Below are 12,665 nucleotides of genomic sequence, written 5' to 3' on the forward strand. Positions count from 1 at the left end.
CCCTGTGGAAAGCATGCAGAAAGCAGCAGAAGTGATCGTGAAAATCGCTGAGCTAACTTCCAAAAGATATCAGTAAAATTAAGGGGAAAGCATAAAAAAAACCTCACAGGATATGTGAGGTTTTTTTGTAGGTAAAAGGATAACTATTTTTTCTCCTTTTCAGGTTTTGCCGGCTCGTTGAGCTTGCTGCTCATTTCCATAGAGATGGAAGAACGATCGAAAGTGATCTTTCCCGCACCGGTTTCAATAATTACCGAATTATTTTTTTCGCTAAAATCTACAATCTTTCCGTGCATACCGCTTTTGGTAACAATTCGGTCACCTCTTTTAAGCTCGGCAGCAAAGTTTTTTTCCTGTTTAGCGCGTTTCATTTGCGGGCGTATCATAAAGAAATACACCACTACAAACATTAAGATTATTGGGGCAAAATTGGTTAATTGATCCATTTACTAGCTCGCATTTTCATCAGATTCTACAAAAGCTTTAATTCTGATGCGTTCTTTACCTGCTTCGGTATTAGCGTCTAATGTAACTGTTTTGGTAACCTGTCCTTTTCCTGAACCGTCAAATTTCACAACCATTTCCCTGGTTTCTCCGGGTTGGATTGATTCATTTTTAGGATAAGTTGGCACGGTACACCCACAAGAGCTGCTGGCATTGGTAATTACCAAAGGAGCTTTTCCGGTATTGGTGAATTGAAAGGTATGCTCTACCTCTTCCCCTTTTGGTATATTTCCAAAGTCATGTTCTGCTTCTTCAAAAGAGATTTCGGGATAAACAGTAGCCTGGGCATCGCGTTCAGCTGCGGTTTCCACATTTTCTGCTTTCACTTTTTCAGAGGCATTGGAGTTATCTTTACAAGAAGTGAATAGCATCGCCCCTACTGCTGCTATCATCAAAATTCCTTTTTTCATGTTAATTAATTTTTAGGATTAAAGGCTAAAATTACTAAAAAATTCGGTGCTACATAAGGCCCCGACCTATTTTATTTAATTTACCGTTTTCGGCATATTCTTTAGAGAGTTTATCAAGAACCCCGTTGATGAAAATACTGCTTTTTGGTGTGCTGTATTCCTTGGCAAGTTCCAGGTATTCGTTAATGGTTACTTTCACCGGAATGGAAGGGAATTTCAGAAATTCACAAATCGCCATTTTGATGAGCAACATATCTATTTCGGCAATACGGTCTTTATCCCAGTTGGGGGTTTTCCCAAGCATCTCATCAGCCAGCAACTCATCGTTCAGGTAAGTTTTTCTAAAAAGTTCTTTAGCAAAATCCTTATCGTCTTCGCTTTTAAATAACTTAGGAAGATTAAAGGATTGACCCGGATTATCTTTCATCTTCTGAAGTAACTTTAGAATTGCGGTGTTTACCAAAGGCAGATCATCCAACCAGGTCAATTTCTTATCTTCAAGATATTCATACAACTTCTCGTTTGGAACGATAATTTCTTTAAAAACCCTAATGATAAATTCTTTGTCTTCCTTAAAACTGGATTCCCTGGTTCCCATGTATTGTTCATACAGTTCACTCTCTTTGAGTTCCCCCCAGATAATGGCCGCATATTCATTATCCATTTTCCAGTGGTTAATTTTGCGGTTTTCTAAAGCCTGTTGGAAGGCTTCATTATTATTGAGGAGTTCAAAAACCCGGTTGTTAATGAACTTCCGGTTTGGATCTTTATCCTCGCTGGTTGCAAGGTGTTTTAGTTGGGATTTTTCTAAAAAAGTTTCGGCATTTTCCCTTATTTCAGCAATAAGGCTAAGTTGAAGAAGAAATAAATCGTACATCTCCTCCATACTTTTTATCAGGAATTTTTCTTCGGTTGCCAGCTTATCATTCTGGCTTTGTTTGAAGGCGTAAAGCGATTGCATCACCTTAACCCGAATATGTCTTCTTGTCAACATAGGTGTAAAAGAACTTTTTAGAAATTAGAAAGGGCGAAAGATCTTCTCCTTCGCCCTGCAAAAATATCAAACTTTTGAAATAGATTACTTCAAATTTTGTTTTTTTCTGTCATCAATTCTTTGCTGTGCAATTTTGAGCGCAGCAAAGTGTGTGGTCATATTATTCTTTTCGGCAGCCTGAAGGATCTCTAAAGTTGTGTTGTAGATATTTTCAGTCTTGCGCATAATTTCCTCTCTTCCGTATTTTTCAAGTTCGGCATAAACGTTTATGATTCCACCGGCATTGATAAGAAAATCGGGGGCATATACAATTCCTTTTTCCTGAAGCTGTTTTCCATGAACAAGTTCATCGGCCAGCTGGTTGTTAGCTGCACCTGCTATGATTTTAGCTTTAAGACGGTCTATGGTTTGGTCGTTTACGGTTGCACCCAGCGCACATGGGGCGTAAATATCAACATCGGCGCTATACACATCTTTTCCTTCGAAAATGATGGCTCCATATTGTTTTTTAATAGTTTCAAGTCGCTCTTCATTGATATCACTTATGTAAACCTTAGCCCCTTCTTTGGTAAGGTAGTCTACCAGGGTTTCCCCAACATGACCAATCCCTTGAACCATTACTGATTTCCCATCCAGCTTATCACTTCCGAATTTATACTTCGCGGCTGCCTTCATTCCCATATACACGCCATACGCGGTAATAGGAGATGGATTTCCTGATCCACCTTTAGATTCTGAAATCCCACTTACATAAGGAGTTACCTCACGAACGGTATCCATATCTGAAGTTTCCATTCCTACATCCTCGGCGGTGATGTATTTTCCACCTAAAGAGTGAACGTATTCCCCGAATTTTCTCATCAATTCTGGAGTCTTGTCTTTTTTGGCATCACCTATAATAACAGCTTTTCCTCCACCAAGATTTAGACCGGTGATTGCACTTTTGAAGGTCATTCCCCGGGATAGACGAAGCACGTCATTAAGGGCTTCCCATTCACTGCTGTAATTCCACATTCTGGTACCACCAAGAGCAGGACCCAAAACCGTATTGTGAATTCCTATTATTGCTTTTAATCCTGTATCTTTGTCGTTACAAAAAACCACCTGTTCATGGTTGTCAAAAGAAAGCTGTCCGAATACCGGTGCGGCTTTTTTAAGTTCTTTAGCGTTTAGAACGTCAACTTGCATAACTTGTAAGGTTTTAAAATTATAATTTTCAATATTTCTGAAAATCGTTGAGCAAAAATAATCAATAATTTAATAAAGAGGGTTTTAAGACCTGTTAAAATGGCATATTCTCAAAAATTGATTTCTCCTGAATGAAGCACCTTAAAACCCTTAATAAATTTTTTTTCAAATATAAGTGGAGGTTGGTAATAGGCTTTATCATTACCGTGGCCGCGCGAATCTTTGCGCTTTTTTATATTCCGCTGGCGGGAAGGTCTACCAATGTAATTGAAAATTATATCAATGGAGAGATAACCGATATTGGCTTTGTAAGAAGTGAACTTGCCTGGAACATTTTACTCATTATTGGAGCCACATTAATCGCCGCATTCTTTACTTTTCTAATGAGACAAACCTTTATCGTGGTTTCCCGGCATATAGAGTTTGACCTTAAAAACGTGGTTTATAAACATTATCAGGAACTCTCACTTAATTTTTATAAGAAAAACCGCACTGGAGACCTTATGAATCGCATTAGCGAAGATGTGAGCAAAGTACGAATGTATCTTGGTCCTGCCCTTATGTATAGCGTTACCACCCTAACCTCCAGTGTTGTGGTATTGATCTTTATGATAGAAGCCGCCCCTATTCTCACCATGTATACGGTATTACCTCTCCCTATTCTATCTTACGCTATTTATAAAATCAGCGTTGCTATTCACAAACGCAGTACAATAGTACAACAATACCTTTCAAGATTAAACACTTTTACCCAGGAAAGCTTCAGCGGGATCGCGGTGATCAAATCTTACGGGATAGAGCCGCAAACCGATGAAAATTTCACAGAACTTTCTAATGGCAGCCGGGATAAGAATATCGACCTTGTTAAAGTTCAGGCTTTTTTCTTTCCCCTAATGGTGCTGCTCATCGGGATAAGTAATGTGTTGGTAATCTATATAGGTGGCAGGCAATACATTAATGGTTTAATAGACCTTGGCGTGATCGTTGAATTTTTGCTTTATGTCAATATGTTAACCTGGCCGATCGCCTCTATCGGATGGGTGACTTCCCTGGTACAGCAGGCTGAAGCTTCTCAGGAACGTATCAATGAATTCCTGGATGAAAAACCCGAGATCATCAATCCGAAGGAGGAGCCCGATGAAATTCACGGAGATATCGTTTTTAAAAATGTGAATTTCACCTATGACGATACCAATATTACAGCCTTAAAAAATATTTCTTTTGAAGTTAAAAGCAAAGAAACCCTTGCTATAATCGGGAAAACCGGATCAGGAAAATCCACCATTTTGGATCTTATAGGGAGACTTTATGATGTAGAAGACGGAGAGATCACCATAGATGGCCGGAATATTCAGGAGCTAAACCTTGAAAGTCTGAGAAAAAGCATTGGCTACGTTCCTCAGGACGCCTTTCTCTTTAGCGATTCTATAAGGAACAATATAAAATTTGGAAAGTCTGATGCAACCGAAAAAGAGATCATCGAGGCAGCTAAAAATGCCTCTGTTCATAGGAATATCGTAGGTTTTAGCAAAGGCTATGACACTGTACTTGGAGAGCGGGGAATCACCCTTTCCGGTGGCCAAAAGCAACGGGTTTCCATTGCACGGGCTATTATTCACGATCCGCAAATATTATTGTTTGATGATTGCCTCTCAGCGGTTGACACTGAAACAGAGGAAGAGATCCTCGGTAATCTTTTCCGTATTTCAACTAACAAAACCACCATCATTGTAAGTCACAGGGTCTCTTCAGCCAAGAATGCCGATAAGATCATCATTTTGGAAGATGGGCAAATAGTTCAACAAGGCACTCATTCCCAATTATTAAATCAGGAAGGTTACTATAAAGAACTTTATGCAAAACAGTTAAATGAAAAAGAAATGTGAAATAATTTTGGGGAATGTTAAAAATTTTTAGATTTTTGAGCTACACAAAAACAAACTATTAAAGAATCTATTTATGAGTGATAATGGAATGATGGAGAAAGAAGAAATATTCTCTAAAGTGTTAAGAGCCGGAAGAAGAACTTATTTTTTTGACGTAAGAGCTACCCGCGCCGATGATTATTACCTCACTATTACTGAGAGCAAAAAGTTCACCAACGACGATGGATCTTTTTTCTACAAGAAACACAAAATCTACCTTTACAAGGAAGATTTTGAAGGATTCAACGAGATCCTTCAGGAAATGACCGATTTCATTGTTTCTGAAAAAGGAGAGGAAGTAATTAGCGAACGCCACCAGAAGGATTTCAAGAAAGAGTACGACAACAAGCCGTCTGAAAACGGAGAAGGAACTCCCGCTGAAAAATTTACCAATGTAAGTTTTGACGATATCTAAAAAATTACTTCAGAAAAATTAATTTTAAAAACCGTCCCGATCTTTCCGGACGGTTTTTTATATTCAGGTTTTTTAAAACAATTTCATATGCGATACATTATTACAGCCCTAAGTTTACTTTTTTGCCTGCAGTTTCAAGCCCAGGAGAAAGATATAAGCCTGGATTATTATTTACCGGCAGATGTCACCTACAACCAGGAAATTCCAACCCCACAGGATATACTTGGCTATATCCCCGGAGAATGGCATGTGAGCCACGACCTCCTTCTTAATTATATGAGAGAACTGGCCCGGGTTTCTCCACGAATAAACATTGAAACGCGCGGTCATACCTACGAAAACCGCCCGTTGATCCTGCTTACCATAACTTCAGAAGAGAATCAGGAAAATATAGAAGAAATCAGGAAAAATCATCTTGCCTTAACCGAGGAAAATGCTTCCTCCATAGAAACTGAAGATATGCCCGTGGTGGTAAACCAGGGCTTTTCTATTCACGGAAATGAGGCTAGTGGAACTAATGCAGCCTTACTGGTAGCTTATTACCTTGCTGCAGCAGAAGGCCCTGAAATTGAAGAACTGCTCAACAATACCGTAATCCTGTTTGACCCCTCCATGAATCCCGATGGTCTGCAACGTTTTGCCTATTGGGCAAATACCAATAAATCAAAAAACATCAATCCAGACCCACAGGATCGCGAATACAGCGAAGTATGGCCGGGCGGGCGAACAAATCACTATTGGTTTGATATGAACCGCGACTGGCTTCCGGTGCAGTTAGCTGAATCTCAGGCGCGGCTTACCACTTTTCACAAATGGCATCCCAATATTTTAACCGATCATCATGAAATGGGTTCTAATTCCAGTTTTTTCTTTCAACCGGGAATTCCATCACGAACTCATCCCCTTACGCCTCAAACTAACCAGGATTTAACCCGGGAGATAGGCACATACCATGCTGCCGCTTTTGATGAACTGGGGTCGTTTTATTACACCGAAGAAAATTTTGATGATTTTTATTATGGAAAAGGCTCAACTTTCCCCGACATAAATGGAAGTATCGGAATCCTTTTTGAACAGGCCAGCTCCAGAGGTCATGCCCAGGAAACCGATAACGGAATCCTCACTTTTCCATTTACCATAAGGAACCAATTTACCGCGGCTCTTTCTACCCTGGAAGCAGCAAACAAAATGCGGGTTAAATTGCTGAATTATCAGCGCGACTTTTATAAAAATGCCAGGAATTCAGCCGAAAAAGGAGCCTGGGTTTTTGGAAGCTCTAAAGATGCATCTTCAGCATATGAACTGGCAAAGATCCTGAAAAAACACCAGGTCAAAATCCATGAATTAAAAGAAGATTTTGAGTCAGGTGGAAAGCAATTTAAAAAAGGAAATACTTACGTAGTGCCAAAAGACCAGCGGCAGCACCGACTCGTAGAAGCGATGTTTGAGAAGAGAACTGAATTTCAGGATAGTTTGTTCTACGATATTTCAGCCTGGAATTTTCCTATGGCCTTCAACCTCGATTTTGAAGAAAATGCGAGAATAGGAAATGCGGGTAACGAAATTCAGGATTTAAAAAAGCCTGAGATCGCTGAAACCGAAAGATCTGATTACGCTTATCTAATGGAATGGCATGATTTCTATGCTCCAAAGGCTCTTAATATGATCCTGGAGAAGGGCATCCGCACTAAAGTGGGGATGAAGGAATTCAGCCTGGGCAATACCAATTATGATTACGGCACAATTTTGATCCCCGTGCAGAATCAGGAACTCGATCATGGGGAATTACATGAATTTCTTCAGAAGGTATCATCAGAAAGTAATGTACCAATTAGTGGAATCAATACAGGACTCACCAGCGGGATCAATCTTGGGAGCAATCAGTTTAGAGCAGTCGAACCAGCCAAGGTTGCCTTAATCGTTGGTGAGGGAATCACCCCTTATGATGCCGGCGAAATATGGCATTTATTCGATCAGCGTTATGATATGAAGATCACTAAACTGGACACCCGCAATTTCTCCCGTGCCGATCTTAGCCGCTATACCGATATCATTATTCCTAACTCCTGGGGTAATGCTCTGGGCAAAAATGAAGCTGATAAATTAAAGACCTGGGTTAAAAACGGTGGAACTCTGATCGGTTACCGAAATATGGCCCGTTGGTTTAAACGTCATGATTTTATGGATGTGGAAATCAAAAAAGATTCTTTAGTAGCCGAAGATATCTCTTTTGAAGAACGTAGGGATTTCACAGGAGCCCAGGGCATTGGTGGAGCTATCTTTGAAGCAAAAACCGATCGTTCTCATCCTGTGAATTTTGGTTACAAAGATGATGAGATCGCCCTCTTTCGAAATACCACAATTTTTGTTGAAGCTGATGAGCAGAGCTATAAAAACCCCATAAAATATACCGAAGAGCCATTGCTAAGCGGGTACATAAGCAAACCAAACCTTGATTCTATCGCGGGTACAGTTCCATTTAAACATACCGGAATGAGCCGCGGAAACGTTATTCTCTTTACAGACAATACCAATTTCAGGGCGTTTTGGTTTGGAACCAACAAACTCCTTATGAATGCCATCTTCTTTGGGGATGAGATGTAATAATTAAAGTGAAATCTAAAAGGCCGGAAATTAAAATTTCCGGCCTTTCTTTTATAACATCTTCCGGCTTTTAACCAATTCGCAAACCATTCTCAACTTTTGTATCGGGATTCAACAAAACTATATCATTTTGCTCCCCTACAGCACCAAGAACTAAACATTCACTCATTAGGTTAGCGATCTGTTTCCTGGGAAAATTAACCACCGCCACTACCTGCCTGTTTAATAATTCAGACTTTGAATAACGCTTTGTAATCTGTGCGGAGGTTTTCCGGATACCCAGATCGCCAAAATCGATCTTCATCTTATACGCAGGATTCCTGGCCTCAGGAAAATCCAGCACTTCGATTATTGTACCAACGCGCATATCTACTTTTTCAAAATCTTTCCAGGAAATTTCCATAGCACTAAGTTTTCAGGAAAAATAAACAAATCGGCATAAACCGACGATAATTTGTAAATTTATAAGAAAAAAAAGATGTCCCGTACCCAGTCAAACATGCTTGCCTTAGGAACCCAGGCTCCTCCTTTCAGTCTTAGAGATGTAATAAGTGGAAATATCTATACCCTGGAAGAAATCAGAGGTACCAAGGGCACTTTAATAATGTTTATTTGTAACCACTGCCCTTTTGTAAAGCATGTAAACGAGGAAATTGTACGTCTGGAAGGAGATTACCGCGTGTTGGGATTTGGTTTTGCCGCTATTATGAGCAATGATGTAGAAAACTATCCTGCAGATCACCCAGACAATATGCAGGAGATGGCGAGAAAACATCAGTTCTCGTTTCCTTATCTCTATGATGAAAGTCAGGAGGTGGCTCGCGATTATAAGGCCGCCTGCACCCCGGATTTTTTTCTTTTTGATGAAGAGCTCAAACTCATTTACCGCGGACAACTGGATGATTCGCGCCCGGGTAACGGAATTCCGGTAAATGGCAGAGACCTTAGAGAAGCTATGGATGCCGTGCTTTCCAACAAAAAAATATCAGATAAGCAAAAACCAAGTATGGGCTGTAATATAAAGTGGAAATATACTCCTTAACTCTAATTGTCCACAGGTTTCCTCGCTTCAAATAATTGAAATTCAGACATCCGTTAATCTTTTCATAAACTCTCCTATTACCTGATATTTCGCAGTTTATATGGATGGCGATTTCTTAAATTTATAGGAAGTTTAATAATTAAAAGATATAACGATATGAGTTGTTTAAAATTAGGAGATAAAGCACCGAATTTCGATGCGGAGACTTCAGAAGGAAAAATAAATTTCTATGACTACCTTGGCGATAGCTGGGGAGTTTTGTTCTCTCACCCTGCCGATTTCACCCCGGTTTGCACTACCGAATTAGGAGCAGTTGCCAAATACAAAGATGAATTTGCAAAGCGCAACACCAAAGTTATGGCTTTAAGTGTAGACGATGCAGAATCTCATAAAAAGTGGATAAAAGATATAAATGAAACTCAGAATACCGAGGTAAACTTCCCCATAATCGCGGATGAAGATCGCAAGGTTTCTGAATTGTATGATATGCTTCATCCTAAAGTAGATGATACTTTTACCGTGCGTTCAGTTTACGTTATTGGACCCGATAAGACCATAAAACTGATGATCACCTATCCGGCAAGTACCGGTCGTAATTTTGAAGAATTGCTTAGAGTAATCGATTCCCTTCAGTTAACTGCCTACCAAAAAGTAGCCACGCCGGCTGACTGGAAAAAAGGAGAAGATGTGGTGATTAGTCCATCGGTTTCTAATGAAGAAGCAGAAAAAATGTTTCCAAAAGGATTTAAAGAAATAAGATCTTACTTAAGAATGACTCCGCAACCGGATTCAAAATAGGTATCAGAAAACCTAAAAAAGAAAAACCTCACAGCCGAAAGACTGTGAGGTTTTTTAATGTTTAAACTTATTTTTATTTTACAGCTACAAGCTCCACATCAAATACCAGCGTCGCATTTGGCGGAATAACACCACCGGCACCGCGATCTCCGTACCCAAGATGCGAAGGGATCACGAAACGCGCCTGGTCACCTACTTTAAGCAATTGTATACCTTCATCCCAACCCGAGATAACATGACCTACTCCAAGAGGAAAATCAATGGGCTGATTTCGTTTATAAGAAGAATCGAAAACAGTACCGTCTGCCAGCATGCCTTTGTAATGTACCGATACGGTTTTTCCTTTTTCAGCTTTAGGGCCGCTCCCCTCTTTTTCGATCTTATATTTGAGTCCGCTTTCGGTAGTTTTAAATCCCTGGGATAAATCTCCCATAAGTTCTTCTTCCCGCTTTTTAGCTGCAGCCTCCCGTTCGGCTTTAGCGCCATTAAAAACCCGGAAAGATTCCACAGCGTTAAATTTTTCTGCACTTCCGCCCACTCTCATAATCTCGAGTTCTTTTATCTCATCCCCCTGCTCTATCGCATCAACCACATCCTGACCGGCAACCACACTTCCAAAAACAGTGTGCTTTCCGTCTAACCAGGGCGTTTCCACGTGGGTGATAAAGAACTGACTCCCATTGGTGCCGGGACCGGCATTGGCCATGGAGAGTTTTCCGGGAGCATCGTGCTTAAGATCGGGATGGATCTCATCTTCAAATTGATAACCCGGGCCACCAACTCCCGTTCCCTGGGGATCTCCCCCCTGAATCATAAATTGGGGAATCACCCTGTGAAATTTTAAACCGTCATAGTATCGTTTTCCCTGCGGAAATGCCTGGTTTTCCAGATTTCCTTCAGCAAGGCCAACAAAGTTTCCTACCGTTCCCGGCGCTTTTTCATATTCCAGTTTCACAAGGATCTCTCCCTTGCTGGTATGGAATTTTGCATATAATCCGTCGTTCATATTTTCTTATTTTTTGATTCTCAAAGATAATCCAATTTAACAAATTTGATTAGTTTACCTTTTCTCCATTTACGTATGTTTCTAATACCTCAACCCCTGGAATATCCTGCTCATCGATCACCATAATATCCTTATTCAAAATAATAAAATCGGCGAATTTCCCGGCTTCTATACTTCCTTTTTCCTCTTCTTCAAAATTAGCATAGGCGCCCCAGATAGTCATTCCTTTTAAAGTTTCTTCCCGCGAAAGTGCCTGCTCCTTCATAAAACCATCTTCAGGAAACTGATCGGTATCCTGCCTGGCTGTAGCAGCGTAAAAGGTTAAAAAGGGACTCACCTGCTCCACCGGAAAATCGGTGCCCAAAGGCAAAACGCCTGCCTGGTCCAACAGTTTCTTATAAGCGTATGCTCCTTTTATCCTTTCTTCACCCAACCGGTCTTCTGCCCAGTACATATCACTGGTCGCGTGAGTTGGCTGTACCGACGGAATAATATTCTTGCTGAAATATTTAAAATCTTCCTCATCGATCACCTGCGAATGTTCTATTCTCCAGCGACGATCTTCCCCGTCCTGAAGCAACTTGTCATAGGTTTCCAGCACCAGGTAATTAGCTGAGTCTCCAATGGCATGGGTATTTAGCTGAAATTTTGAATTCGCTACTCTTTCAGCGGTTCTTTTGAAGTCTTCAGGAGAAGAAAGCAAAGCTCCAAAATGACCGGGACGATCGCTGTATTCTTCTTTTAAAGCAGCGCCTCTTGAACCCAACGCACCATCGCCATAAAATTTAACTGAACGAACATTCAGTCTTTCGGTTTTTATAGGGTCTTTATCCAGGTAATGATCCAGGTTTTCCTCAGTATTACTAAGCATGGCATAGATTCTTATTTTAAGCTCCCCTGCTTGCTGCAAACTGTCAATTAGTTCTACCGTGCTTTTATTTATTCCGGCATCGTCTACAGTGGTAAGACCATAGCTGAAACAGATCTCCTGAGCTTCAAGCAAAGCATTAACTTGTTCCTCACGGGATGGAGCAGGCTCGGCATTTTCTACCATTCCCATTGGGTTATCCACAAGAATACCGGTTAATCTACCGTTCTGTTGTTCTATATCGCCACCTTCAAAAGGAGTTTCCGCAGTGATGCCGGCCATATCCAGTGCTGCCTGATTCGCCAGAAGTGCGTGCCCATCTATCCTGGTTATAGCGATAGGAGTATCAGGGAAAAGTTGATCCAGCGTGTCTTTCACGGGAAATTCCTTTACTTCCCAATCGTTTTGATCCCAGCCACGGCCGGTAATAAAACTAACATTTCTTTCTTCCTGAAAAGCCACAATTCGCTCTACTACCTCATCAAAGCTCTTAGTGCCGGTCAGATCTACTTTTTGCTGCTGAAGACCGAGTCCGAAAAAGTGGGCGTGAGCATCTATGAAACCAGGGAATACCGCTTTTCCACCTACATCCAGATCTTCTTTGGCTTTATATTTATCTCTAAGAGCATCGGCAGTACCGGTTTCCAGAAATTTACCATCTTTCACTACAAAGGCCTCAGCAGTTTCAAAATCCGGATTCACGGTATATATTTTCGCATTATACACCAATAGATCTACAGGTTCTTTTTCTTCAGAATTACAGGAATTCAGAAAAATAAGCAGACCTAAAACAAGCAGTAATTTCTTCATTTTAAAATAATTTTGCCTAAAAATAAAAAATGCGCCTCAGGTAAGGCGCATTTTAGTCAAATTTATTAATTCAGCTTAAAACAAATTGGAAATTGCTCTGG

At 40.5% G+C, this 12,665-nt stretch carries 12 protein-coding genes; 5 read left to right on the plus strand and 7 right to left on the minus strand.

Annotated features, from left to right (window positions below):
* Positions 1-143 precede the first annotated feature (143 nt).
* The 4 genes from yajC to ACESK1_RS07620 all read right to left on the minus strand — a co-directional run bounded on the left by yajC (position 144) and on the right by ACESK1_RS07620 (position 3,096).
* The gene (yajC, locus tag ACESK1_RS07605) at positions 144-446 is read right to left on the minus strand and encodes a preprotein translocase subunit YajC (RefSeq protein ID WP_372919555.1); all 303 of its coding nucleotides are present in this window, start codon (positions 444-446) and stop codon (positions 144-146) included.
* Between the two features lie 3 nt (positions 447-449).
* Positions 450-914: a DUF1573 domain-containing protein gene (locus ACESK1_RS07610; protein WP_372919557.1), complete on the minus strand. Its 465-nt coding sequence runs from the start codon at positions 912-914 to the stop codon at positions 450-452.
* A gap of 49 nt (positions 915-963) precedes the next feature.
* Positions 964-1,908 carry a transcription antitermination protein NusB gene (locus ACESK1_RS07615; RefSeq protein ID WP_372919559.1) on the minus strand — a complete coding sequence of 315 codons (945 nt, stop codon included), beginning with the start codon at positions 1,906-1,908 and terminating at the stop codon, positions 964-966.
* Positions 1,909-1,992: 84 nt separating this feature from the next.
* Positions 1,993-3,096, minus strand: a complete 1,104-nt coding sequence (locus tag ACESK1_RS07620) for a Glu/Leu/Phe/Val dehydrogenase (RefSeq protein WP_372919561.1) — start codon at positions 3,094-3,096, stop codon at positions 1,993-1,995.
* 131 nt (positions 3,097-3,227) lie between these two features.
* On the opposite strand from ACESK1_RS07620, the gene ACESK1_RS07625 reads away from it, so the two are divergent.
* From ACESK1_RS07625 to ACESK1_RS07635, 3 genes are all read left to right on the plus strand, one after another.
* Positions 3,228-4,982, plus strand: a complete 1,755-nt coding sequence (locus tag ACESK1_RS07625; protein WP_372919563.1) for an ABC transporter ATP-binding protein — start codon at positions 3,228-3,230, stop codon at positions 4,980-4,982.
* A gap of 73 nt (positions 4,983-5,055) precedes the next feature.
* On the plus strand, positions 5,056-5,436 hold the full coding sequence (locus tag ACESK1_RS07630; RefSeq protein WP_372919565.1) for a PUR family DNA/RNA-binding protein: 381 nt from the start codon (positions 5,056-5,058) through the stop codon (positions 5,434-5,436).
* Positions 5,437-5,523: 87 nt separating this feature from the next.
* Positions 5,524-8,040 carry a M14 family metallopeptidase gene (locus ACESK1_RS07635; RefSeq protein WP_372919567.1) on the plus strand — a complete coding sequence of 839 codons (2,517 nt, stop codon included), beginning with the start codon at positions 5,524-5,526 and terminating at the stop codon, positions 8,038-8,040.
* Positions 8,041-8,110: 70 nt separating this feature from the next.
* Here the strand turns inward: ACESK1_RS07635 and ACESK1_RS07640 are convergent, their stop codons facing one another.
* Positions 8,111-8,443: a tRNA-binding protein gene (locus ACESK1_RS07640; protein ID WP_372919569.1), complete on the minus strand. Its 333-nt coding sequence runs from the start codon at positions 8,441-8,443 to the stop codon at positions 8,111-8,113.
* Positions 8,444-8,518: 75 nt separating this feature from the next.
* Here ACESK1_RS07640 and ACESK1_RS07645 point away from each other — a divergent pair, with 75 nt between their 5' ends.
* Both ACESK1_RS07645 and ACESK1_RS07650 read left to right on the plus strand, forming a co-directional pair.
* Positions 8,519-9,082 (plus strand): thioredoxin family protein, encoded by a 564-nt coding sequence (locus tag ACESK1_RS07645; protein ID WP_372919571.1) that lies wholly within the window; start codon positions 8,519-8,521, stop codon positions 9,080-9,082.
* A gap of 156 nt (positions 9,083-9,238) precedes the next feature.
* Positions 9,239-9,880, plus strand: coding sequence for a peroxiredoxin (locus ACESK1_RS07650; RefSeq protein WP_372919573.1), 642 nt, complete (start codon positions 9,239-9,241; stop codon positions 9,878-9,880).
* 73 nt (positions 9,881-9,953) lie between these two features.
* Here ACESK1_RS07650 and ACESK1_RS07655 read toward each other — a convergent pair whose 3' ends face one another.
* Both ACESK1_RS07655 and ACESK1_RS07660 read right to left on the minus strand, forming a co-directional pair.
* Complete coding sequence (locus tag ACESK1_RS07655) at positions 9,954-10,886, minus strand: peptidylprolyl isomerase (RefSeq protein WP_372919575.1); 933 nt, start codon at positions 10,884-10,886, stop codon at positions 9,954-9,956.
* Between the two features lie 49 nt (positions 10,887-10,935).
* Positions 10,936-12,564, minus strand: a complete 1,629-nt coding sequence (locus tag ACESK1_RS07660; protein WP_372919577.1) for an amidohydrolase — start codon at positions 12,562-12,564, stop codon at positions 10,936-10,938.
* Positions 12,565-12,665: the final 101 nt, after the last annotated feature.

Source organism: Salegentibacter sp. (assembly GCF_041642575.1).
Taxonomy (GTDB): domain Bacteria; phylum Bacteroidota; class Bacteroidia; order Flavobacteriales; family Flavobacteriaceae; genus Salegentibacter.